Origin of the sequence: Ureibacillus chungkukjangi (genome assembly GCF_003217295.1) — a bacterium.
Taxonomy (GTDB): Bacteria; Bacillota; Bacilli; order Bacillales_A; family Planococcaceae; genus Ureibacillus; species Ureibacillus chungkukjangi.
In genome coordinates this window covers 24,612-49,976 of sequence record NZ_QJTJ01000025.1, presented here as the reverse complement: position 1 = coordinate 49,976, position 25,365 = coordinate 24,612, and the positions used below count along the sequence as shown (strand labels likewise).

Here is a 25,365-nt window from a genome sequence, read left to right as displayed (position 1 = left end):
ATTTAAAAAAGCTGCCGCCTGCAAAATACAGACAGCAGCTTCAACAAGTTGCCTAGGCTCTTTTTCAAAATGTCCTTTACAAAGGGTACACTTTACTTTAATAGTGTGCTAGGTTCTTTTCATTTGTAATATTTTGCTAGATTAAAAGAGTTATTTAGCTACTATTAACAAAAGTTTTTGAAAATTTACAAAATATTAAAATACCTATGTAATTTTTTTCACAATAAGTTATTAATATAGAGAAGGTAATTGAGTAGTAAAATATTCCAATAAAAAGGGGCTAAATTATGTCGAAGAAACGAAATAATAAATACTTTATAGCTACTCTAGCAGGTACTATAGTTGCGAGTTCAGTAGTTTCTACACCAAATCTTACAGAAGCTGCCGGAAAAACTTTTCCGGATGTAAAAGTAGATGATTATTTTGCTGATGCAGTAGCTGATCTAGTTGATCGTGGGTTAGTAAAGGGATTTCCTGATGGAAATTTTAAACCATATAATAGTTTGACACGTGGACAAGCTGCAGTTATTTTAGCTGGGGCACTTAAACTAGAAACGAAGAATGTAAAAAATCCAAACTTTAAAGATGTTTCAACAGCTCATCCATATTATGGTGCAATCGCAGCGTTAGCAAATGCAGGATATATAAACGGTTTTGAAGACGGCACTTATGGTTCGGGCAAGCCTATCACCAGGAATCATATGGCGATAATCCTTACCAAAGCCTTTGAATTAAAAGCATCCTCAGAAGCAGTTACTCCATTTACTGATATTTATCCAGACTACAAGCAATACATCACAGCATTATTTGAAAACGGAATTACAGTTGGTAATACAAAAACGACATTTGGCGGTTCTACTAATGTAACGCGTGGTCAATTTGCACAATTCTTATTGCGTGCTGAGAATGCATCTAAAGCCGTTTCGTTTACAATTGAAGATCTATCAAATTCTAGCCTTCAAACTACTGAAGGGAAGTTAACTTTTGATGCAGCATTAAAATCAATTTTCAGTACAAAAAATGCCGATGCATTAAAAGGGGCTGAAATGACTGCAACAGTTCAAAATGGCAAAATTACTGGCATTACAGCATTAACATTAAATGCTGAAGGAAAAGCTGGTGCATCTGTTGTATTTGATGGTGGAAATGCAACAATAGCAGGTGATGTGACAGTTAATGGAGATTATATTGCAGTAAATAACCTTAAAGTAAAAGGCGATTTAATTTTAACAAATAAAGTATCAAAAGACTTTTCATCTAATGTTTTAGTTACAGATGGCCAGTTAATTATTAGTGATGCAGCATCTAGCCCTGTAGCGGCATTATTCTCCTTTGTTGCCAACACGAATGAAGGACCAAAAGTTAACTTAACAAATTCATCAGTTAAAGGTGTTCAAGTTGAACGAAATAATGTTCAGCTGACATCTGATAAAAAAATACCAGAAGTAAAGGTTTCAGCAAAAGTTTCAGTGGTAGAAGTAAATGCAGATGTAGAAAAAGTAACTATTAATGTGACAGTAAAGCTTGAAATAAATGGTACTGGCTCAATTGACCAAGTCCAGGTTGAAAAAGCAGTAGAACTGGCATTGAAACTAGCAGGTAAGGTAAAGGAATTTGTCATTGCTAACAAGGATACAAAGGTCGAGGTTGGCGTAAATGTACAAATTGATAGATTAGTAGTTCCGAAAAACTCTAAAGTTGAGGATGTTGTATCAAACTATTCCTCTATTAAAGATAAGATTAAGGACATAAAAGACGAGACAGGTGCAACGGTTACTCCTCAGCCTCCAAGCTCAGGTGGTTCAACAGGTGGCAATAATTCAGCTCAAATAAAGCAAGCATTAATTAATACTGCAAATCAAAAAATTGCAGCAATCCCAGCAGTAGATGCTATCACTGGAGAGAATAAAGCTACTGTCAAAGCAGCTATTGAAGCTGCTCAGCTCGCAATCTCAGCTGCCAAGAATGCAGGAGCACGAGATACTGATTTTGTTGGATTAGTAAAAGTTCAGGCTGCACTTGATAAAATCCAAGAAATTGACTCAAAATACGAGCTTTCAATAATGCACACGAATGATACACATGGTCGTACGGATGTGGCGCCAAAACGTGCAACTGCAGTTAAGCAAGTAAGAGCAGAAAAACCAAACTCACTGCTTATCGATGCTGGAGACGTATTTAGCGGAACACTTTACTTTAACGAATTTAAAGGTGAAGCAGACTTAAAGCTAATGAATTATATCGGCTATGATGTAATGACTTTTGGTAACCATGAATTCGACCTGGGTTCAAGTCCAGAAGGGCATCAGGCATTGGCTGATTTCGTTAAAAGAGCGGAGTTCTCATTTGTATCGTCAAATGTTGATTTCACACCGGATGAGAAATTTACTGGCTTATTTAGTGATTTAATCTCAAGTGAACCGGAAAACGGTAAAATCTATAACGGAATTGTGAAAGAAATTAACGGTGAAAAAGTTGGGATATTTGGTCTAACAACTGAGGAGACGAAAGGGATTTCCTCGCCAGGCAGTATTGCCTTTAAAAATTATATCGCGGAAGCAGAAAAAGCTGTTAAAGCCTTCGAAGATATGGATGTAGATAAAATTATCGCTGTAACTCATATTGGTTACGATGATAATGCATCCATTGATAATGATTTAATTTTAGCACAATCAGTACCTGGTATTGATGTAATTGTTGGGGGACATAGCCATACTCAACTTGATGATGCTGTAGTAATTGATAAAAATTTAGCTGGGGAAGAAAAGGATCCAACAGTTATTGTACAAGCATTTCAATATAGTGATTTCCTAGGGACTTTGGATGTAACATTCGATGAGAACGGAATTGTAAAAGAGTATGAAAATGAGCTGTTAGAGGTTTCTAAATTTGAAGAAGATGCAGAAGCTGTAGAAATTTTAAAGCCTTATAAAGAAAAAGTTCAAGAACTAAATGAGACTGAAATTGGCGTTACGCTTACAGAACCACTGACAAATCCTCGCGCCGAAGCCTCAAATCCTGAGGGACTAAGTGTACGTAAAAATGAAACAATATTAGGTAATTTAATCACTGATGGGATGCTTTCTAAAGCGAAAGAATACGATGAAAATGTTGTAATGGCATTTACAAATGGTGGTGGAATTCGTTCAAGCATTAATGCAGGTCCAATTACAATTGGTGAAGTAATTTCAGTACTACCATTTGGTAATACTCTTGCATTAATGGATGTGACGGGAGCAGAACTAAAAGCTGCCTTTGAGTTAAGCATAAGCCAATATCCAAACGAACTTGGTGGATTCTTACATGTAGCTGGTGCAAAAATTGAATTTGATTCGTCCAAACCAGCAAGAACTACGAAGGATGGCGTTGTAACTGAAGAAGGCAAACGTATCATCTCAATTTCTTATAAGACTGCAGATGGCTCATATACAGAAATTAAAGATGGTGAAACATACACAGTTGCAACAAATGCCTTTACTGCCAAAGGTGGCGATAATTATGACATGCTTGGTGAGGCATACAAAGAAGGTCGTGTAACGGACTTAGGCTTATCTGACTGGGAGAACTTCAGAGACCACTTAAAATCTCTAGAAACAATTCCAACAGAAATTGAAGGAAGAATTGTTGATGTAAAAGAAACTGAACCAGTTCCAGAGCAAGAATCAGATTTAATTATTTCTCAATATATTGAGGGCGGAAGTTACAATAAAGCATTAGAGTTATATAACAATTCAAATGAGACACTTGATTTAACACAATACTCTTTAGAACTATATTCTGATGGGAAAGCAGATAATCCGAAATCACTCACTTTAACGGGTACTCTAGAAGCTGGTAAAACACTAATTTTATATCATAATCAAGCTAGTGATGAAATTAAGACTTTAGCAGGTGTAGGTGGTATAGGAAATTCAACAGTTATTAATCATAATGGTAACGATCCATTTGTTCTTAAGAAAAATGGAGAAATTATAGATTCTATAGGTCAAATTGGTTCATCGGCAGACTTTGCAAAAGATGTTACCCTCGTACGTAAAGAATCTATAATATCTGGAGATAAAAATCCTAATGATGCATTTTCATTTGAAACAGAATGGATAAACTTAGGTAAAGATGTTTTTGATAACTTAGGTGCACATCCGTATATTCCTGAACAATTAGAAACAATTTCAATGGCGGATGCTCGTGCATTAGGAACTGGTGAAGTGCAAATTCAAGGTGTTGTTACAGGGAAGTTGAAAAATACAATTCATATCCAAGATGAAACGGGAGCAATCGCATTATATGGCTTGGCTGAAAATGTTAATGTTGGTGATGAAATTGTTGTTAAGGGTAAATTGACTGAATATAACGGTTTGTTACAATTACAAAGTCCAGCATTAGTTGAGAGTGTTGGAAGTAAAGAAGTTGCACCAATAGAGTACACTGGTGCTGATTTAAAAGAGGAAAATGAATCAAAGTTAGCCATTGTTAAAAATGTGAAAATAATAAAAGATAATGGCTCAGGTAATTTTGCTGCAGAAGACGAAGCGGGTACTTCGTTTATCGTACGTGATGAAAATACTGTGCTTGGTCTTGAAGCAGGGAAAACCTATAATCTAATCACTGGTATTATCCAAGAATACAATGGAGCGTTCCAAATTATTCCACGTGGTGTAGAAGATGTAGTTGAGGATGCTTCAAAAGTAAGAAGTGTTGTGGCTTCTACAACATCTACTTCTATCCCAACTGGCACTGAAGTTAAGTTAACTACTTTAACTGAAGGGGCGAAAATATACTACACTACTGATGGCTCAGAACCAACTGTAGATAAAGGGACTGAATATACTGCACCAATTGTAATTGAAGAAAAAACGACTTTGAAAGCAATAGCGGTGAAGGATGGCTTCTCTAATAGTGATACTTTTACTATCACATATGATGTATATGATGGTAATCTCTCTATCAGCGATATCCAGGGTCTCGGTCATACTTCACCGATGAATGGTATGGCAGTTGAAGGTATTGAAGGAATCATTACTTCAATGTATGAACTAAATGGGCAACAATACTTCCATATGCAAACACCGGATTCAGAGGTAGATAACGACCCTAATACTTCAGAAGGTATTGTTGTTTTTGCTGGAAGTGCAGCTACCAGCTATCCGTTTAAGGTTGGTAATTTAGTCAGCATCACAGGTGTAGTAGATGAGTATCGCATTGATGGTTATGCTGATGCTTATACAGATTTAACTGTTACTGAATTAAATGCAACAAAGGGTTCAATTAAAATTATAGAAGAAAATGCAGAATTACCAAAACCAATCATTATTACTTCTGATGACATTCCTGCAGAAATTGATACTAATGGTTTTGATACCTATACTCCAGCAACAGATGCAATTGATTATTGGGAAAGCTTAGAGGGGATGCGTGTACAGATTGGCGCGGATACAGCATCGAAACTACGTGTGGTTTCTCCAGAAGAGTATGGTGAAATTATTACTGTATTTGATGAAGTAAAAGCCACAACATTAAACGGTGGTTTATTACTTGGTGAGAATGACGCGAATGCTGAACGTATCCAATTTAAACTGTTTAATGGTGAAAAAGAAGTTAGCAATGGTGGCAATATTAATACGGGAGATTCTGTAGATGCCCCTGTAATTGGTTTTGTAAACTATGGATATTCAAACTTTAAGGTTTACGTAGATCAATCTTCATTTAAAACGACAGCAGGTAATATTCAAAAAGAAACGACTTCTATAGTAGAAGCTGATGGTAAATTAACAATTGCATCTTATAATTTAGAAAACTTTTCTGCGAATTCAAATGCAACTAAAGTTAGGAATATTGCTGAAGCATTTGTAAATGGATTAAATTCACCGGATATTATTGGAGTAACAGAAATGCAAGATAATGATGGGGCAACTGCATCAGGATCTTCTGCTGCAGACGAAAGCTATCAAAAACTAATTGATGCCATTATAGCAGCTGGCGGTCCAACTTATAAATATGTGAATATTGATCCTGAATACAATCAAGATGGTGGGGCTCCAGGAGGAAATATCCGAGTTGGATTCTTATACAATCCAGAGAGAGTTTCATTACCAGCTAATGCGGTTTCTGGTACGGCTAATCAGTCAACAGCTTATGAAGATGGACAATTAACATTAAATCCAGGACGAATTGATCCTACTAGTTCTGCATTTAATAGTAGCCGCAAGCCACTTGCAGCAGAGTTCACTTTTAATGGTGAACAGGTCATTGTAATTGTAAACCACTGGAATTCAAAGGGTGGAGATTCACCGTTATTTGGTACGCAACAACCGGCGGTATTAGGAAGTGAAGCCCAGCGTAAAGATATTGCACAAGTTGTGCGTGGCTTCGTAGAAACAATTCAAACAGCGAATCCAAATGCTAATATTGTTGCTGTTGGTGATTTCAATGACTTCCAATGGACACCTGCACTGCAAATCTTTGAAGGCGAAAATGAATCAATGTTTAATATGATTAATACTTTGAATGAAAATGATCGTTATTCTTATACGTACCAAGGTAATTCACAGGCACTTGACCACATTTTTGTATCAGATAATTTAAGAGCGAAGTCAATTCTTGATATTTTACACGTCAATGCTGACTTTACTGAAGAAGCTGGCCGTGCAAGTGACCATGATCCACTAATGGTACAAATCGACTTTACTAAATAAATAACATTTTCAGCTGAAAAGAAGAATTCCATTGGGATTCTTCTTTTTATGTATTATGAGTGGGCAACTAATATTATTATGGATTGTCTTGTAGACGTTATTTTATATAAATGGTACTTTTCCTACATACTATCTCCATTTCTCGAACACTTTCCAATTCCATGTTAAAATAATCTAAAACCACTCTAGAAAGGGGCAGTCTACATGGATATCCAATTAAATTTAAAAACCATTAAAGATATGTGTGGTGCCTTCTCCTTTAAAAGAGGGGACTCTTTTTATCGTGCGGGAAAAGTTAAAATAAGCAACCATTCCTCGGAGGTTTGCGAGGCTACAGTCAAAGGAACAGAGGACTTTCATGTCAAGGTTGAAAAAGCCAGAAATGGTGGATTTCAAGCCTCTTGTAGTTGTCCAACCCTACCGAATTTTAGGCACAGCTGTCAGCATATTGCAGCAGTACTAATCTCTCTTTATGAAATGAAGAAACAAGGGATTGCTCCTAGTAATTTACATATAGACCGCTCAAAAGAACATGAGCTAACAGATGATTTCATGACACTTTTTACTCAGGAAAAGAGTCGGAAAAGTGGACATCAGCGTCATTTTGAGAAGCGAGAAATGATAGAAGCGCGTTTTAATATAAAGCCATTATTAATTCATAAAGAAGAGTATTTATTTGGAATTGAACTAGATATTGCTTCAGTAAAGGTCCAAGATATCCGACAGTTTTTAAGGGATGTTCGTAATGGGAAGAATAGTTATATCTCACCATCAGTGAAATATAATCCAGACTTACAATGCTTTGCAACTGAAGTAGATGCACTGATTCATCAGTTAATTCATGTTGCCCATGATGAAAGCGTCTATTTAGAGACAAAATCAGATGTGAGCGGGTTCACAGTGAGTCAAGAAATTTTACTGATCCCTCCATCTGCATGGACCAAGCTAAAGCCAATACTATTAAACGTACCATTTGTAACATTGGAGCAGGAGGACTTTTCTTATACCAGCCTAAAATTTCAGGATGATCCTCCTCCGATAAGCTTTTATTTGGTGGAGGATCAGCAAAATTTTCAGCTCCATATGAAGGGGTTTAATAAATTAATAATTATTGATGCTTATAATGTCGTCCTCAGTGAGGGCAAAATCTATCAATTAGACGGACAGGACTGTGATCGATTAGTTCAGCTAAAGAAGATGGTGGTAGCCCCATCAGCCAACGTCATACCGATAAATAAAGATCAAATTGATTTTTTTATGAAAAAAGTGGTGCCAGGCTTGAAAAAAGTCGGAAATGTACAGCTATCTAGAGGCGTAACAGAACGTTTTATGAAAACTCCTCTTGTTGTTAAGGTTTACCTGGACCGTTTAAAAAATAGACTACTTGCAGGTCTAGAATTCCATTATGAAAACATGATCATTCAGCCATTAGAAAGCCGTGAAACCCCTATTGGTCCACTGATAGTTCGCGATCTTGCTAAAGAAGATGAAATCTTAGAGCTAATGGTGGACAGTGGATTTACGATTACTGAAGGCGGCTATTATATGCAAAATGAGGAGTTGGAGTATGAATTTCTTTATCACACTGTTCCAAAGCTTCAAAAGCTTGCACAAGTTTATGCAACTACTGCTGTACGGGTTCGTATTGTTCGAGAAAATGCCTTTCCGAAAATAAGAGTGAAGGTTCCAAAAGATAGAACGGATTGGTTAGAGTTTAAGTTCGAGATGGACGGTATAGCAGATAAGCACATTAAGGAAATGCTTAAAGCCCTAAAAATCAAACAGAAATATTACCGTCTACCGAGTGGCTCATTGCTGTCGCTAGAATCCAAGGAAATGGAAGAGGTGCGCCGTTTTTTATCGGCAGTTCCAGCTCAGGAGGATGGTTTTGAGTCTAGTTTAGATATGCCGATTATAGAGGGACTGAAATTTTTTGATTTAATAGATCAAAGTGAAGTTTTCTCGCCTGAACAATCCTTCCGACAATTCGTTGATCAATTATTGCAGCCAGAAAGCTTGGATTTTGATGTCCCAGAAAGTTTAAATGCGATACTAAGGGATTATCAAAAGCAAGGATTTAAATGGATGAAGGCACTTGCAAGCTACGGTTTTGGAGGGATTCTAGCAGATGATATGGGGCTTGGAAAGACGGTGCAAAGCATTACGTTCATTGTCTCTGAGCTTGCTAATATCCGCGAACAAAAGCTTCCGGTACTTATCGTTTGTCCTTCGTCTTTAACCTATAACTGGCTCCATGAAATCGGTACATTTGCGCCAGAGCTTGAGGCCATAATTATAGATGGAAAAAAGACGGAGAGAGAAAAGCTATTGCAGGAAGTGGATGTGGTGGATGTCATCATTACATCCTATCCATTGCTGCGAAAAGATAGTAATTGGTATGAAAAGCAAGCGTTCCATACTGTGTTTTTTGATGAGGCTCAAAGCTTTAAAAATCCATATACTCAAACAGCTCGAACAGTGAAAAAAATAAAGGCCAAAAATAGATTTGGTTTAACAGGAACGCCAATTGAAAATTCACTTGAAGAGCTATGGTCACTCTATCATGTTGTATTCCCACAGCTTTTCCAGGGGCTTGAGGAATACAGTCATCTAGCAAGAAAATCGATTGCTCGCAGGGTACGACCATTCCTGCTTCGACGTGTTAAATCGGATGTATTACCAGAGCTACCAGAAAAGTATGAACAGCTTGATATCTCCGAGCTGCTTCCTGAGCAGAAAAAACTCTATACGGCTCTTTTAGCTAAGCTAAGAAATGATGCATTAAAGCATCTCGATAAAGAGACCTTCCAGAAGAATCGAATTCGAATCTTAGCTGGACTTACAAGACTGCGCCAAATTTGCTGTCATCCAGCTTTGTTTGTTGAAGGCTATAAGGGAGGATCTGCCAAGTTTGAACAGCTCCTACAAATTCTTGAGGAGTCTAGAGCATCTGGTAGAAGGGTTTTGATTTTTTCCCAATTTACTAAAATGCTAGAGCTTATTGGGAGAGAGCTCACGATTCGTGGGGAAACGTATTTCTATCTGGATGGACAAACCCCCTCTGAAGAACGAGTGGATTTATGTAATCGATTTAATGATGGGGAAGAAAATCTCTTTTTAATTTCCTTAAAAGCTGGTGGTACTGGTTTGAACCTCACTGGTGCAGATACCGTAATTTTGTATGATCTATGGTGGAATCCAGCTGTAGAAGATCAAGCAGCAGATCGTGCTTATCGAATGGGGCAGAAAAATGATGTTCAGGTTATTAAGATGGTAGCAAAAGGGACCATTGAAGAGAAGATGAATGTGCTCCAAGGAAAAAAGAGAGATCTTATTTCTGAGGTTGTTGAGACAGATGCGAAAGTCTCACCAACTCTAACAGAAGAGGATATAAGAGACATATTGATGATTTAAAAAGGTTCTACTATTTCAGAAATGAGATAGTAGAACCTTTTTTTATTGATAGTTTACACTTTATCCTGCCATATTGTTGTTTGGTTTCTTCCATTAGCTTTTGATTGGTACAAAGCTTTGTCAGCAAATAAAAACAAATCATCTAACGAATTGGTATGGGATGGAAACTCTGAAATTCCAATAGAGATAGTAATTGGTTTTCCCACTGGACTTATTGTATTAGAAGTTTAGTACGAAGCTCTTCCACAAGGTAATATGCCTCAGAGGTACTAGTATCTGGAAGAATTAGTAAAAACTCCTCTCCACCATAACGGAAAAATCTATCCTTCATTATATATATGGATTGTATGATTTTAACAAAAAACTTTAAAACCTCATCTCCTAATTGATGTCCATACGTATCGTTGATCTCTTTAAAATGATCAAGATCTATTAGAACTAAAGAAAACAATTGTCCATTATTTGCTAAATTCGTAATCACTTTATTTAGTTTCTTTCGATTAGGCAAACCGGTCAGAGTATCCGCCATAGACTGTTCTAATAGTAGACTATTATTGTTTTCAACCGCATGTATAGCGATAATTAGACTCTTAGTTAAAAGATCTGCTTCCCGATTCCAATGTGATTCGAAAGTGGGAGGCCGGATTTGCTTATCGTTACCAAATTGATTCACAACGTCTGCTAATTCAATAAATGGTTTAGCCAACTTTCTAGCAAAACCAAGCGAGATTATTAGTAATAGAGAAAAGGGAAAAAGAATTATTATAAGTAAATTTTGAATATGTTTTTTTAAAAGTGCATCGACATATGAAGCCGGTGTTTGTTGTATTACACCCCAATCAATCTCTGGTATATAACTATATGCAGCAAACATGGGTATGCCTTCTGAATTTTTCACGAACTGCATACCGCTTTGTCCCTGTAAAAGCTTCAAAATAATAGGGTTTTCTATTACACTTTCCCCAATACGTTTTATATCGGGATGAAATAGTAGCTTTCCTTCTGGTCCAACTACATAGTAAAAAGAACCGCTATTATCGATTATTGTATCATTGCCTAAAATTTCATTAAGAACATTTTGTTCTTGTAAATAAACAGAACCTCCAATTATGCCTCTGTAATTACCTTCATTATCATAAAATGGTTCACTCATTAAAACAATCATTCGACCAGTAGGTGCTTTAAATGGTGATGTTAGCATCGGTTTTCTTGCATTTACTACATCTTTTGTAACTTCTGATGAATAATCGCCTTTTACACCCTTTATCATAGGTGTAACATTACGAACAAGACCAGTTTCGTCTATCCATAATAAGGAATTGAAGTATTGGCTGGTATTCCTCACCAGCTCTAGATTCTTTTGGATTTCATCATCTGTCATCGATGGATCTAAAAATTCGCTAGTTTCTTGTAAACTCATTCGCATTAGTTTGAATAAGGAGTTTACCGAACTACTTAATTTTTCTGCCTTTGAGAAATTAAGGGATAAATATGAATCAGATAATGATTTCTTCTCAGATTGATAAGATGCGAATAATAATATAAAAGTAGTAAAAAGTACTGATAAACTAATTAGAGTCATTAATAATGTTGTAAGTTTAATTTTTTGTTTCGATTGAATTATTTTCATAAAATACCAATCCTATAGAAATTTATTAATCTTGGAAAACATACTAAGTTTATCATATAAAATTTAATTGTATTCGATTATATTAAAAAGATACTGCCCTTTATTTTCCTCTATTGGATTATTAAACTATCGTGTTGATTATCTATATAATATTGGGAAATATTTAATCTAGTATTTTTATATTAAATAACTTATATTTAGATTAAATGATGCGAACGGTGATTAAGTTCCTCATTTGTAAAAGGCAAATCTATTGAAAGATAGATACGCAAAGTCACAGATCTACGGGAAACTATGATGGCTGGACTACCAAATGAAGAATACGAATCATATAGGGTGATTCTAATTTCTTCCAAAAAATGGAGGGACTTTAATGTCTAATTTTAAATTGAAAAATATTTTCACTACAGGTGTTGTAGCGGCTACTTTAGTAATAGGATCTACACAGGCTTTTGCCGATGAGGAAGCTGTCGAGGAAGTACAAGAGGTTGTCCAACAGGAAGCAACAGAAGAGGTAACACCTGTTTCAACTGAAGAAGTAAATGAAGAAGTAGAAACAGATGCAACAGCTAATGAAGGGGAAACTTCTGAAACAGAAACGACAGGTGAAGAACCGGTAGAAGAAGAGACAGTTGTAGAGGAACCGTCTTTACTGCCAGGGGATTTCCTTTATTTCTTAAAAGAGTTTACTGAAAGCATTAAGCTAGCAATAACTTTTGATGAAGAAAAGGAAGCAGATATATTATTAGCTTTAACAGAGGAGCGTATTGCTGAAGCAAAGGCTTTATTTGAGGCTGGAGAAGAGGATTTAGCAAAGGAAGCTTTAGAAAAAGCCTTGGAACAACAGGAATCAGCGCTTGATTTATTAGAGGATGCAGAGACATCGGTTGAAGATTCTTCTTTAGAAGAGGGAGTAACTGAAGAGACACTTCAAGAAGAAACAACAGAGGAAACTGCTGGTAATGAAGAAGTCACAACAGAAGAAGACTCAGATCGTGTAGCTTTGATAGCAAAGTTTTCAGCGAATATTGTAGCACTACAAGCAGTACTTGAAAAAGTAAGCAACCCAAAAGCAAAAGAAGCCATTGCTAAAAATATCGAAAAAGCCCAAGAAAAGCTAGAAAAGAAGGTAACGAAAAAGCTAACTCAACAAGAGAAAAAGCAGCAAAAGGCACAAGTGGAGACAGCAGAAAACCCAACAAATACTGAAGCTGTAAATACTACAGAAGATGCTTCTAGCGAAAATCCTGAAGCAGAAGAATCAGTTAAAGCTAAAACATCAAAAGCACCAGCAGCTGTTGAGGCTAAATCTGTTGAGAAGGAAGAGAAATCTTCTTTATCAACTGTGAAAACAACAGAAGTAAAACAAGCTCAAACTCCAGTAGCTAAACCGGTTGAAAAAATGAATAAGAGTGAAGAGAAAAAGACAGAAACAGTCGAAAAGCAACAAGTGAAGTTAGAAGGAAAGCAAGCACAGGCGGAGCAAAAGCAAGCTGAAGCACAGGAACACCGTGTGGAAAAGCAACAGCAGCAGACTGAAAAACAAGCAGTAAAACAAGAGCAAAAAAATGAGGCTAATAAAGCGCAAAACGGTCAAAATAAATCGCAAGAAAAAGAAAACAAAGGCAAAGGGAACGACAAATAAGTTTCTTTGAACTTAATAGATTTCTACAGAAAGCTGAACCACTTCTCCAGATTTTTTGGAAGAAGTGGTTTTTATTTATAAGTTATAGGGAAATAGCATAAAAGTGAAAGCTAGTAATCTAATTGTAATGTACATTTAATTACGATTTCTAAAAGCATTTTTGTATAATAAAAGGATATGAATAAATTGGAAAAATAGAGATAGATAAAAGATATATTTGTATTACTAAGAGAGATTAAATGCTTTGAACCAAAAAAAACTGGAATAGGGGAAATAAAAGTGACAATTCTTCTAGTCGATGATAATAAAGTGAATTTATTTGTTATTGAAAAGATTCTAAATAATGTGGGCTATAATGACTGTGTTTCATTAACCTCTGCTCATGAGCTTTTTGACTATCTACAATTTGATGCACCTGCTTCATCTACTAAGCATGTAGATTTAATATTGCTCGATATTATGATGCCTGAAATCGATGGAATTGAAGCATGTAAAATGCTTAAAGCAAATGAGCGCTATAAGGATATTCCGATTATTTTTGTCACAGCATTAGACGATAAAAATAAATTAGCACAAGCCCTGGATTTAGGTGGTATCGATTATATAACTAAGCCTATTGATAAGGTTGAGCTACTTGCGCGTATTCGAGTGGCTTTGCGCTTGAAGGCAGAGTTAGACTGGCATACTCAGCATGAAAAGAAAATCCAATATGAACTAGACCTTGCAACAAATGTACAGAGGAGTCTACTAAGCCCACCTCTGAAAGAGAGTAAATTACAGGTGGAGGTATCCTATCTACCATCATTTAATTTAGCAGGTGACATGTACTATTGGTACAAGATTAATGATCATCGCTACGCTGTTATTCTTTTAGATATGATGGGGCATGGGATTTCAGCATCACTGCTATGCATGTTTATATCCTCTGTATTAAGAGAAGCTATCAAACAGATAGTTGACCCAGCAGAGGTAGTAAAAGAGCTTAATCGTTATATGGCACAATTACATAATGAAAAGGAATCCATTCCATATTACTTTACGGCAATCTATTTAGTTATAGATACTGAAGCTAAGTCTATTGAGTATGTTAACGCTGGACATCCTCATGGGTATGTCAATATTGATGACAATCGAATTATCCCACTAGATCAAGGAAGCTGCGCCATTGGTTTTTTTGATGATATAAAAGTGGAAAAACAAATCCTTCATTATGAAAAAGAGGCTCAGATTGTCTTATTTACTGATGGCTTACTAGAGGCGATAAATCCTGATGAGTTTGAAGCTGAGGATCGAGTTAAAAAGCTTACACAGCAAAAGTGGAGCGGATCTCAAATGCTATTAGACGAACTTTTGCCAAAGGAAAAACAAACTAACCAACCAGATGATATGTGTCTTGTTCTATTAAATATTCAATCTTAATAAAAAACGGATACCCCTTTAAAATGGAGTATCCGTTTTTTTAATATACTATTTTATTTTTTGGTAAATGCGTTCGGTGCCATTTACTTCTTTGTAATTAGACATGATATCTATAAAACGTAGGGTTTCCTTGTCGCCCAAACCAAGGAATCCATCAGCCATCAAGCTTTCATAAAATAAACTGTGAACTTGATTTTGCAGTAGCTGTGTAAAGTAGATAAGCACATTACGGCAAATGATAATATGAAATTCATTAAATGATTGATCGGTTACTAAATTATGCTGGGCAAAGCTGATATTCTTTAATAATGAATTATGAAAGTAAGCATTTTGTCTATCTGTTTTATAGTACTTGGAAAAAGATTCTTTCCCTCCTGCAAGCTGATAATTTTTTGTATAGGCCTGCATTTTGTGGATAGGAAAGACCCCGTTTTTTGCTTTTTCTAAGACATCCTCATTCATATCAGTTGCGTAAATCGTCGTTTTCTCCATTAACCCTTCTTCTTCCATTAAAATGGCCATGGAAAATACCTCTTCACCAGATGCACAGCCTGCATGCCATATACGAATTTCTGGATAGTCACGCAGCTTCGGAATCACTTCATTTCTAAAGGCTTTAAAGAAGGATGGATTCCGAAACATTTCCGTAACGTTTATCGAAAAATCATTTAAAATTTGTTCCAAATAGCTTGGGTCGTGGATAATTTTATTTGTTAGCTCAGTAACCGTAGAAAGGTTACTAACCCTCATTCGATTATGGATTCTGCGTGTAATGGAAGAACGATTGTATAATCGAAAATCATATCCGGATAACCTAAAGAGTGCTTTAAGCAATAAATCGACTTCAAGGTCTGTAAATTCAGTGTTTAGATTACTATGTGATTCAAAATCAGATAGATTACTCATCGTTCTTCATGCTCCCTTGTGAAACTAACCATACACGTAAAACTGAGAATAATTGTTCTAAGTTAATTGGCTTACTGATATAATCCGATGCGCCGGCCTCGATACATTTATCGCGGTCAGTCTTCATGGCTTTCGCAGTAATCGCTATAATTGGAAGCTCCGTTAGCTGTAAGTCCTGGCGAATACGGGTCATTGTTTCATAGCCGTCCATTATTGGCATCATAATATCCATTAATACTAAGTCGATATCATTATTGGATTTCATAATCTCCAAGCATTCTACGCCGTGTTTAGCTACTAAAATATTAATACCATTGTGTTCAAGAGCCGTTTTAAGCGCGTAAATATTACGGTTATCGTCATCCACAATTAGGACGTTTTTCCCTTCAAAAATATCAGTTTCCGTAACGAGTGAAGGGAAGTGTGGGATTGCTGCAGGCTCAAGGACTTCCTCTGGTTTTATGAGTTCACCCTCAATGGCGATATCTTCAATTACTTCTGCAGCAGCAACCTCGTCATGTGTCATTTTAGAGAGGTCTTTGTTAATCTCTTCTAAACACTCATTACTTAAACCATCTTGTAAGCTTGGTAGAACTAAAGTGAAGGTACTTCCTTTGCCTTCCTCACTTTGCAGGTCAATCCAGCCACCAAGAAGTTTTGAAAATTCCTTACTGATGGATAAGCCAAGCCCTGTACCACCATATTTACGAACAGTTGCACCATCTGCCTGCTGGAAGGATTCGAAAATAAGCTGATGCTTTTCTTTCGAGATCCCAATTCCAGTATCGACGATGGCTATTTCAAGCCATTCAGGACTTAATTGTTTCATATCGGTTGAAATCTGTTGTTCATTTAGCTTATTTATCGCTAATGTAACAGATCCTTGCTCTGTAAATTTAAATGCATTAGATAGTAGATTTTTCAATATTTGATTGAATCGTTTTTCATCTGTATGGAAAATATCATCCACATCTTCTGATTTGATAATATTAAACTCAAGATCTTTTTGTTTCGCAACAGGGGAGAAGGTTTGCTCCAATAAGTGTGGAAGCTCATCCATATTGACTTCTCCAAATAATATATCTAATTTACCAGCTTCAACCTTTGATAAATCTAAAATATCATTTATCAACGACAATAAATCTTGACCAGATGAGTTAATGACTTTAGCAAATTCTGCCTGTTCTTCTGTTAAGTTGTTATTTCCATTTTCACCAAGCATCTCAGAAAGAATAAGAATACTGTTCAGCGGTGTGCGTAATTCATGGGACATATTCGCAAGGAATTCTGATTTATAATTAGAGCTTAAAATAAGCTGTCCTGCAGTAGCTTCAAGCTCCTTCTTAGCTATTTCAAGTTCCTTCGATTTTGCTTCTGCATCTTTTGTTCTTTCTTCAAGCTGTTCGTTAATAATAGTTAACTCTTCTGTTTGCATTTGCAATTCTTCAGATTGAGATTGTAATTCTTCTGACTGTGTTTGCAATTCTTCTGATTGAGCTTGAAGTTCTTCTGTCATTGCTCTAGATTCGTTTAATAGACGAACAATTTCCATTCGATCAATAATACTATTAACAGTTAAGCCAAATGATTCTAGGATATTTTCAACCAGTTCAATTTCTAATGATTCAAAATCCTCTAAAGAAGCAAGTTCAATGACTGCAATGGTTTTATCCTCGAATTTAACTGGAACAATTAAGATGCTTTTCGGAGGTATTTCACCGATGCCCGTATTGATAAGGCGGTAATCCTTTGGCAGGCTATTCGAATGGAATACTTGCTGACGTACTGCAACCTGACCTATTAATCCCTCACCGAGCTTAAAGGATTCTCTTCCGATATCTTCACCTGTACCAGAAAATGATGCTGTTTTTATATATTCTGTGGAGTCCAGGTTTTTATTTGCTACATAAAAAGCTCCATAAAGTGCTCCGGTGATGTTCGTTATTTCTGATAAAAAGATTTCCGATAGTTTATTTATTGAAGAAACCCCTTGGTACTTGGTCAATAGAGCTGCGAGGTTCGTTTGTAACCATTCTCGATTTTCCATGTTATCAAGTAATTCGTTTGTAGCAATGGCTAGGTCTTTAATTTCATCATTTGTGGTTACTTGTATACGTTCTCCATAATCGCCCTTAGAATCAGTAATCCTATGTATTGAATCTTTTACATTTTGTACTGTCTTGATGATAGAGTTTGAAACAGTTGTCGCAATAGTAATCGCTGCTAGCGTAACAATGATAAGAAAGACAGTTAGTGCAATGCTAATTCTCGAATTTCGAGAATCTAATTCAGATGTAAGTGCAGTAATAGACTCGTTTTCAGCAATTCTAAATTCTTCAAATTGCTGTTCCATTAACTCGAGATCAGAGCTTCCTTCATCTTCAGTAAAATGCTGAGTAAGCTCTTCTGTTTGTCCATTACGCTTCATATCGATAACTGGATCTCCGGCAGTACTAATCCAGTGATTAATAGTCGCCTTGATAAGTGAAAGCTTTTCTAGCTGCTCAGGACTATTGTTTAATAAGGAATATAATGTTGTATAATCCTTCTCCCAATTTTCTCCTGCTTCATAATAGCTTTCGAGATAGCTATCATCACCTGTGATAATATATCCACGTTTTCCAGCCTGCATTTCTAATATATTTCTTTCAATGTTATTAGAAAGCTTTAATACCTGGGAGTCATACTGTATAACCTGGTTGCGTTCATTCTGTAATGAGCGCATCTGGGTATTCAAAAATAACGCAGACACTATTAAGGCAAGAACGATAATTACATATCCAAAGGTAATTTTCGAACGTATGCCTAAGTTTAATTTACTTTTCATTCCGTTTCCTACCTTTTCCAATGATTTCTTTAAGTTTATTATAAATACTGCATAAATTAAATAGATTACGTTTAAAAACTAGTATTTTATTATACATTTAGAACCAAAATACTAGCATCCCTGACTATTACCCGTATTTTTTAACTATAAACCTTTATTTTAAAACTTTTTTAATTTTTTTAAGGGCAAAATATATGGGAGCTCTAATTTACATATGATTGGCGAGTTTGGAGAGATAGTATTATAGTTTAACTAAATGAATAATAACTTGGGTAGGAGAAGGATTAATGAAAATTAGACCACAAAGATTATCAGTAGGTGATACAGTCGGAGTTGTAGCATTAAGTGGACCACTTGCGATGGAGTATTTACCTGAAAAAATAGCCTTACTAGAAGGACTCGGGTTGAGAGTTAAAATAGGTGAGTCTGTTGGACTTACAGGCAAATATTTAGCAGGTAAGGATGAGGAACGTTTAAATGACCTACATAAAATGATTCAAGACCCTGAAGTAAAGGGTATCTTCTGCTTAAAAGGGGGATATGGGGCAGCTCGGATTGCCGACCGAATTGACTACCAATCATTAACTGAAAATCCAAAAATCTTTTGGGGCTTTTCAGATGTTACCTATCTCCATACAGCTTTTCAGGAGTACTCCAATATCGTAACCTTTCATGGTCCAATGCTTTCATCTGGAGGCGCTAATGAATTTTCAGAGCTTTCGAAGAGAATGTTCCAGCAGTTATTTTCACCGTTTGAAATTCAATACGATGAAAATCTAACGCCATTACAAACACTAGTTCAAGGAAATGCGCGTGGGGAGTTAACTGGAGGAAATCTAAATCGTTTGGTGAGTACGTTAGGCACGAAATTTGAAATTGATACAAAAGGGAAAATCGTATTACTCGAGGATATCGGTGAGTCGATTGAAAATATTGATAGCATGCTAAATCAGCTTCGTCTTGCACGTAAACTAGAGGAAGCAGCTGGATTTGTTATTGGAAACTTTACTGCAATCCCTGACGGAATATTAGAGGATGTGTGGTCGCTTCTGGAGGAATATCTAAAACCACTTGCAAAACCTACAGTAGCAGGCTTTATGATAGGGCACTGTGAACCAAATATCGGAATCCCGCTAGGTGTTGAGGTAATTTTAGATGCTGATTTAAAAATGCTGAGAATTCTCCCTGGAGTTGAATAATTAATGTAGAAAAAGAAAAACCACGATTAAACGCTAAATTAGCCGTAATCGTGGTTTTCTAACGTAAGTACCGTCAATATAAGATTACACTGAGTTTTTGAGCCTTCACTATAGTTGGTTATTAGTTAACGGTCACAAAGTAACAGGTAACAGGTAATCGGTATGCAGACTATTTGAAAGTTGTTGACAGTACATACGCCTCGGGTTGGAGTCTCACCGCACCGAGTTAGATATAAGCAGAATCATCAAATTCAATTTCAACCTGATAGTTCTTAGCGTTGATGAGATTCGATAATCGGTGTGCTTCTTTTTCTATTTCTATTGAACGTTTTCGGTATTCTTCAGGGTCATACAATGCCACATTATAGAAAATAACTGATTCACTTGCAGTATAGAATTGTTCTTTTTCCGAGTGGCTAAGCTGCTTATATAGACCGGCTTCAGCTCGTAATTGGGAAGCAAGTTCAATCGCCTCTACAATAGGAAGCTCTTCGCCCTTAAAAGAAACCAGATTATCTACATTAGCTCGATATATAAGCTTATCTAGTAAACGAGAATCCTTGCGAACCTGTGCGAGCTCGGCTTCTACTTCTAGGATTGGTCGACCAGACGATTTTGGTTGTTGTCCCTTTTCGACAACGGCATGTGAAACCTGATGTATTTCATGTATCAGCTCTTGGATTTTTTTCGTTAAAATACTTTTTAGCTTAACGCCTTCTGCTAACGGTATCTTTTTCATAGCAATCACCCCTCTATTGATATATGTAGATTATTGTTATCTAGTAAGTAGCTCTTGAAGTCACCGCCATTTACTTGTGTGAACATTTTTCCAGCAGTGGCCAATAGTTGCTGGCACTCTGATTCATCTATGGATGGTCTTAGATAGAAAATTTGAATGGCTTCAGTAGTTTCTTCTGTAACCGCTGTTCTTTTTGAATCAACAAAAGGGCTACCAAAGGCTCCTACTTGATCTTTACTATATAGGATTTTATTTAATGAATTATAGCGACCGTTTAATCCCTCATATCCTGTTTCTTCATGACCTAAAGATATTTCAATATCGCCAACTAGCTTTTCCATATCATAGATACCAATCGGAATTTCATATAGAAGGGAGAAAAAGTTATTAAGATCAACTGCAGAGTGGAATGGCGTTAAATAGTTCTGTTTTGAAATTCGGCGCATTAAGCTCTCGGCAGAGTGTCGATAACGGTTCGGATCAGCTCCAAATGACTTCCAGACAGCACGCCATTCAGCAATTCCTTCTCGTTGTGTAACTGGATTTTCTTGCAGCTCCAAATACAGGTTTTCCTGGTAAAGCTGTGTGCGGCCTTTTATCATTTGAGGAGATTCTGACACGACAATTTTGGTATAATGGATAATGCCGATTTTAAATTGGTCGTTTGTTTGAAAAAGTGCTTTGTCTAATGAGATGTTCAAGCAAATCACCTACAATTTTTTAATTTCACCGTAATTAGCGGATATTATATATTTTACCAAATAAAGGAGATGAATGCGAAAATGAAAATCGACCAATTGCAAAAAGATTTAATAGATTACGCAAAGTCTATTGGTGTAGACAAAATCGGTTTTACGCATGCCTCTCCCTTTCATGAAATGAAAAATCGATTGAAGCGTCAGCAGCAGTTGGGCTATCAATCGGGTTTTGAAGAATCCGATATCGAAAAAAGAACAGAGCCCAAGCTTTTGTTAGAAAGTGCAGAAAGCATTATTGCCATTGCTCTTGCGTATCCCTCTAAAATGCAGGATGCTCCTACAGGTAAAAAGGGAGCACGTCGTGGTATTTTTGCAAGGGCTTCATGGGGAGTGGATTACCATGTTGCTGTAAGGGAGCGTTTGAACCTAATTGAAGAGTGGCTGAAAGAGCGTATTCCTAATGTTCAAACGAAATCGATGGTTGATACGGGGGAGCTTGTGGATCGAGCAGTTGCTGAACGTGCTGGCATTGGCTGGAGCGGCAAGAATTGCTCTATTATCACCCCGGAGTTCGGATCGTACGTATACTTAGGAGAAATGATTACCAATATTCCTTTTAAACCTGATATACCAATTGAGGATGAATGTGGCGATTGCCGACTTTGCCTAGATGTCTGTCCTACAGGTGCTTTGGTCGAAGGTGGTCAGCTAAATTCACAGCGTTGCGTAGCCTTCCTAACGCAAACGAAGGATTTTTTACCTGACGAGTTTCGGAAAGAGCTAGGAAATCGGATATATGGCTGCGATACATGCCAAACAGTTTGCCCGAAAAATAAAGGGAAAAGCAACTGGATTCATGAGGAATTCAAGCCGGACCCAGAGTTAGTAAAGCCCTTATTACAACCAATACTTCAAATGTCAAATAAAGAATTCAAATCTCGCTTTGGCTACATGTCAGGCTCCTGGAGAGGAAAGAAGCCAATTCAGCGTAACGCAATTATTGCCCTAGCACACTTTAAAGAAGAATCAGCGGTGCCGGATTTAATCGCCATTATGAATAAAGATGAGCGCCCAGTCATGCGAGGCACAGCCGCATGGGCAATCGGGAAAATTGGTGGTGCTGATGCAGAAGAAGCACTAAAGAAGGCGCTTGTTGTAGAGCAGGATGAGGAAGTTCTTAGTGAGATTGAGAAGGGGCTAAAGTTATTGGCTACTTGAGGGGAGTAATAATGCTTTCGCTGGAAATGGAAAGAAGCAACGTGGGTGCCGGATTACTTGTGTAATCAGAAACGGTTTTATGTGATCATAACCGGAGCTAAGTGATCACAACCAGTCAAGTGCTTATAAACGATTTTAAGTGATCAGAATAGGTTCCATGTGATCAAAAAGAAGTTTAAGTGACCACAAACCAAGCTTATCCGCGCACAAATTCGTTTAAATGATCATAAAAGTGCAGTAGAAATTTAGTTATAAAGGGAAGTGTCATGATTTGCCATTGCATATCGTCTTATATCAACCAGAAATCCCAGCCAATACGGGAAATATTGCCCGTACTTGTGCAGGAACAAATACATCCTTACATTTAATCCGCCCACTTGGCTTTTCAACGGATGACAAAATGCTGAAACGTGCCGGATTAGATTATTGGCATTCAGTCAATATTGTTTATCACAATAGTTTAGAAGACTTTATGGAGTATTCGAAAAGTGGTGAGGTATTCCTAATTGAAACTTACAGTGATGAACCATATTCGAACCACGACTTTAGCGATAAAGAAAAAGATATTTATTTCATGTTTGGGAAAGAGACAACAGGTCTGCCGAAGGATTTTGCCTATGAACGTCGCGATAAATGCTTGAGAATCCCGCAAAGTGATCATGTGCGCTCGTTAAATTTATCAAACACAGCAGCCATCATCATTTACGAAGCATTACGTCAGCAAAGTTTCCCAGGATTAAAATAGAGAAAAGCTCCATTAGTGTAATTCGGTTACACAATGGAGCTTTATTTTATATTCCGTTTGTATTCATCAGGACAATACGCCATCCATCGGGGTCTTCTATGGTAACCCCTTTTTCTTCCCAATATCCATTTTCAGGAGCGACCTCTGGATACCCCATATTCATTAGCCGCTTTGCAATTGCATCAATTGAATTTTGATTCGGCATATAAAATACAAGTAGATTATCTTTGCTCGGTGCAGGACAAGGGCTACCATCATCATGCTGTGTAAATTCCAGATGGTAACTTGAATCAGGCATACCTATTAATAAACCCCTATATCCTCGATGCCCAGTAAAGGAACCGATTTTCTCTAATCCAACTCCATCACAATAAAACTTTTCCAGCTCTTCAATTTGGTCTGTGGGCCTTGCAACACGTACCTGTACTACTGGCAATTCTGTTGGCCAATGAGTGCTCATAAAAACTCCCCCTTTTTTTCTATTTTAATTGGTACAAGGAAGAGAATATATTCGCCATTTGGCTGAATTGGAATAGCCTGTCACTGCATGAATAGGGGAAAGCGTTTGTTTAGGGGAAGAGAGTGTGCATGGCTCAGTGTCCGAAAGCCGAAGAAACGCTGGTTTAAGGGACAGAGAGTGCGGCTCGTTGTTCGAAAGCAGAAGATTCTCTTGTTTAGGGGAAGAGAGAGTGCAGATCATTGCTCGAAAACCGAAGAAACGCTGGTTTAGGGGAAGGGAGGAAGCAGATCATTGCCCGAAAGCCGAGGAAACACTGGTTTAGGGGAACAGAGAGAGCAGCTCATTGCTCGAAATCCGAAGAAACGCTGGTTTAGGGGAACAGAGAGAGCAGCTCATTGCTCGAAAGCCGAGGAAACGCTGGTTTAAGGGAACAGAGGAAGCAGCTCATTGCTCGAAATCCGAAGAAACGCTGGTTTAGGGGAACAGAGAGTGCGGCTCATTGCCCGAAAGCCGAGGAAACGCTGGTTTAAGGGAACAGAGGAAGCAGCTCATTGCCCGAAAGCCGAGGAAACGCTGGTTTAGGGGAACATAGAGAGTAGCTCAGTTCCCGAAAGCCAAGGAAACGCTGGTTTAAGGGAAACAGAGAGAGCAGCTCATTACCCGAAAGCCAAAGATTCCCGTGTTTAGGGGAAGAGAGAGCAACACACATTTCCCAAAAACAACAAAGCGCCACTACAAATAAAAAAAGGTAACCCAATCTAAAGACTTAACAATGAAAGTCTTTAATGAGTCACCTTTATGAATCAAGTTTCATCCAAAGTAAAAACAATACGTATCCCAGATGGATCAAGGGTTGAGAAGGCTTGAGCCCCGCCAAACTTTGACGCTCCTTCAAACGCTTCAACTCTAGCACCCAATGACTTCAAGTTTTCCTTGATTTTATCTGCTTCAGCTTCGTTACTGAGCACAATTGTGAATGATTTAAGTCCGACACTGTTTTCGGGAGCTGGAGAGCCGTTTAAGCTTTCCCATGTATTTAAACCGATGTGATGATGATATTTGCCAGTAGATAGGAATAATGCTTGGTTTCCGTAACGGGTTACAATATCGTAGCCTAAAGCCTGTGTGTAAAATTTTTCGCTATCGGTTAAGTTGGCTGCTGATAAATGGATGTGACCCATAACTGTACCTGCTGGCAGGCCATTCCATTTACCGTCTGCGTCACTTAGAACGGATTGAACATTAACCTGTTCAGTTGTCATGTAAACCATACCATCCTCATGCCATAACCAATCCTGCTCAGGTCTATCAGAATATACTTCAATACCATTGCCATCTGGATCGTTTAAGTAAAAGGCTTCACTTACATGATGATCACCAGCGCCAACACGCTCATTTTTCTGAATGATTTGCTGAATGAAGTTACCAAGATCCTTACGAGTAGGGAGTAATAGAGCAAAGTGATAAAGTCCTGTCACGCCACGGCGCAATGGAAGGGCAGCTGGTACTTCCTCTAAGGATAGTATGCTTGTCGTGCCGTCAAAGGTTAAAACAGCAGACATCTTTGTTTGCTCTAAAACATTAAATCCTATGATGTTTTTATAATAATCAAGTGAACGTTCTAGGTTTGATACCTTTAACTGAATATGAGAAACATACATATTAGGCTTTTTATGAAAATGAGTGGGCATAAATCATGTCTCCTTTAAATTACTTTATGTGACTTAGTGCTTGTAAATTTATCATGCCAATAGCTTATCCGAAATGAAAAAC

At 37.2% G+C, this 25,365-nt stretch carries 15 protein-coding genes and 1 riboswitch; of the genes, 7 read left to right on the top strand and 8 right to left on the bottom strand.

The genetic code is table 11. The features are described from left to right. Nucleotides 1–287 precede the first annotated feature (287 nt). Nucleotides 288–6,692 carry a 5'-nucleotidase C-terminal domain-containing protein gene (locus tag BJ095_RS19295; protein ID WP_235867675.1) on the top strand — a complete coding sequence of 2,135 codons (6,405 nt, stop codon included), beginning with the start codon at nucleotides 288–290 and terminating at the stop codon, nucleotides 6,690–6,692. Between the two features lie 204 nt (nucleotides 6,693–6,896). Next, a complete protein-coding gene (locus BJ095_RS14755) occupies nucleotides 6,897–10,106 on the top strand; it encodes a DEAD/DEAH box helicase (RefSeq protein ID WP_107936556.1) in 3,210 nt (1,069 codons plus the stop codon). A gap of 53 nt (nucleotides 10,107–10,159) precedes the next feature. On the opposite strand, the gene BJ095_RS19520 is transcribed toward BJ095_RS14755, so the two are convergent. Next, nucleotides 10,160–10,312 carry a diguanylate cyclase domain-containing protein gene (locus BJ095_RS19520; protein ID WP_181418084.1) on the bottom strand — a complete coding sequence of 51 codons (153 nt, stop codon included), beginning with the start codon at nucleotides 10,310–10,312 and terminating at the stop codon, nucleotides 10,160–10,162. 5 nt (nucleotides 10,313–10,317) lie between these two features. After that, a complete protein-coding gene (locus BJ095_RS14745; RefSeq protein ID WP_107936560.1) occupies nucleotides 10,318–11,736 on the bottom strand; it encodes a sensor domain-containing diguanylate cyclase in 1,419 nt (472 codons plus the stop codon). Nucleotides 11,737–11,969: 233 nt separating this feature from the next. Beyond that, nucleotides 11,970–12,050, top strand: a riboswitch (cyclic di-GMP riboswitch). 59 nt (nucleotides 12,051–12,109) lie between these two features. Between BJ095_RS14745 and BJ095_RS14740 the strand changes: the two genes are divergently transcribed. Together BJ095_RS14740 and BJ095_RS14735 are read left to right on the top strand one after the other, a co-directional pair. Next, nucleotides 12,110–13,381: a DUF5667 domain-containing protein gene (locus BJ095_RS14740; RefSeq protein ID WP_107936562.1), complete on the top strand. Its 1,272-nt coding sequence runs from the start codon at nucleotides 12,110–12,112 to the stop codon at nucleotides 13,379–13,381. Nucleotides 13,382–13,660: 279 nt separating this feature from the next. Then, nucleotides 13,661–14,800, top strand: a complete 1,140-nt coding sequence (locus BJ095_RS14735) for a SpoIIE family protein phosphatase (RefSeq protein ID WP_107936564.1) — start codon at nucleotides 13,661–13,663, stop codon at nucleotides 14,798–14,800. Nucleotides 14,801–14,848: 48 nt separating this feature from the next. Here BJ095_RS14735 and BJ095_RS14730 read toward each other — a convergent pair whose 3' ends face one another. After that, nucleotides 14,849–15,706 carry a CheR family methyltransferase gene (locus BJ095_RS14730; RefSeq protein ID WP_107936566.1) on the bottom strand — a complete coding sequence of 286 codons (858 nt, stop codon included), beginning with the start codon at nucleotides 15,704–15,706 and terminating at the stop codon, nucleotides 14,849–14,851. After that, entirely contained in the window at nucleotides 15,699–18,533 is a 2,835-nt protein-coding gene (locus tag BJ095_RS14725) for a response regulator (protein WP_107936568.1), read from the bottom strand. The genes BJ095_RS14730 and BJ095_RS14725 overlap by 8 nt, the downstream gene beginning before the upstream one ends. A gap of 287 nt (nucleotides 18,534–18,820) precedes the next feature. Here BJ095_RS14725 and BJ095_RS14720 point away from each other — a divergent pair, with 287 nt between their 5' ends. Beyond that, nucleotides 18,821–19,732 (top strand): S66 peptidase family protein, encoded by a 912-nt coding sequence (locus BJ095_RS14720; RefSeq protein WP_107936570.1) that lies wholly within the window; start codon nucleotides 18,821–18,823, stop codon nucleotides 19,730–19,732. A 226-nt stretch (nucleotides 19,733–19,958) separates the two neighbouring features. On the opposite strand, the gene BJ095_RS14715 is transcribed toward BJ095_RS14720, so the two are convergent. Together BJ095_RS14715 and BJ095_RS14710 are read right to left on the bottom strand one after the other, a co-directional pair. Next, a complete protein-coding gene (locus tag BJ095_RS14715) occupies nucleotides 19,959–20,471 on the bottom strand; it encodes a DIP1984 family protein (RefSeq protein ID WP_107936572.1) in 513 nt (170 codons plus the stop codon). A 5-nt stretch (nucleotides 20,472–20,476) separates the two neighbouring features. After that, on the bottom strand, nucleotides 20,477–21,172 hold the full coding sequence (locus BJ095_RS14710) for a B3/B4 domain-containing protein (protein ID WP_107936574.1): 696 nt from the start codon (nucleotides 21,170–21,172) through the stop codon (nucleotides 20,477–20,479). A gap of 81 nt (nucleotides 21,173–21,253) precedes the next feature. Here BJ095_RS14710 and queG point away from each other — a divergent pair, with 81 nt between their 5' ends. Continuing rightward, nucleotides 21,254–22,387, top strand: coding sequence for a tRNA epoxyqueuosine(34) reductase QueG (gene queG, locus BJ095_RS14705; protein WP_107936576.1), 1,134 nt, complete (start codon nucleotides 21,254–21,256; stop codon nucleotides 22,385–22,387). A 271-nt stretch (nucleotides 22,388–22,658) separates the two neighbouring features. Continuing rightward, complete coding sequence (gene trmL, locus BJ095_RS14700) at nucleotides 22,659–23,132, top strand: tRNA (uridine(34)/cytosine(34)/5-carboxymethylaminomethyluridine(34)-2'-O)-methyltransferase TrmL (RefSeq protein ID WP_107936578.1); 474 nt, start codon at nucleotides 22,659–22,661, stop codon at nucleotides 23,130–23,132. Between the two features lie 46 nt (nucleotides 23,133–23,178). Here trmL and BJ095_RS14695 read toward each other — a convergent pair whose 3' ends face one another. Further along, the gene (locus BJ095_RS14695; RefSeq protein WP_107936580.1) at nucleotides 23,179–23,592 is read right to left on the bottom strand and encodes a VOC family protein; all 414 of its coding nucleotides are present in this window, start codon (nucleotides 23,590–23,592) and stop codon (nucleotides 23,179–23,181) included. 803 nt (nucleotides 23,593–24,395) lie between these two features. After that, on the bottom strand, nucleotides 24,396–25,283 hold the full coding sequence (locus BJ095_RS14690) for a VOC family protein (RefSeq protein ID WP_107936581.1): 888 nt from the start codon (nucleotides 25,281–25,283) through the stop codon (nucleotides 24,396–24,398). Nucleotides 25,284–25,365 lie beyond the last annotated feature (82 nt).

Excerpts from the sequence above, each read along its gene's own strand:
- BJ095_RS19295 (WP_235867675.1), top strand. The coding sequence starts at position 288 with ATGTCGAAGAAACGAAATAATAAATACTTTATAGCTACTCTAGCAGGT.
- BJ095_RS14755 (WP_107936556.1), top strand. The coding sequence starts at position 6,897 with ATGGATATCCAATTAAATTTAAAAACCATTAAAGATATGTGTGGTGCC.
- BJ095_RS14745 (WP_107936560.1), bottom strand. The coding sequence starts at position 11,736 with ATGAAAATAATTCAATCGAAACAAAAAATTAAACTTACAACATTATTA.
- BJ095_RS14740 (WP_107936562.1), top strand. The coding sequence starts at position 12,110 with ATGTCTAATTTTAAATTGAAAAATATTTTCACTACAGGTGTTGTAGCG.
- BJ095_RS14730 (WP_107936566.1), bottom strand. The coding sequence starts at position 15,706 with ATGAGTAATCTATCTGATTTTGAATCACATAGTAATCTAAACACTGAA.
- BJ095_RS14725 (WP_107936568.1), bottom strand. The coding sequence starts at position 18,533 with ATGAAAAGTAAATTAAACTTAGGCATACGTTCGAAAATTACCTTTGGA.
- BJ095_RS14720 (WP_107936570.1), top strand. The coding sequence starts at position 18,821 with ATGAAAATTAGACCACAAAGATTATCAGTAGGTGATACAGTCGGAGTT.
- BJ095_RS14715 (WP_107936572.1), bottom strand. The coding sequence starts at position 20,471 with ATGAAAAAGATACCGTTAGCAGAAGGCGTTAAGCTAAAAAGTATTTTA.
- queG (WP_107936576.1), top strand. The coding sequence starts at position 21,254 with ATGAAAATCGACCAATTGCAAAAAGATTTAATAGATTACGCAAAGTCT.
- BJ095_RS14695 (WP_107936580.1), bottom strand. The coding sequence starts at position 23,592 with ATGAGCACTCATTGGCCAACAGAATTGCCAGTAGTACAGGTACGTGTT.
- BJ095_RS14690 (WP_107936581.1), bottom strand. The coding sequence starts at position 25,283 with ATGCCCACTCATTTTCATAAAAAGCCTAATATGTATGTTTCTCATATT.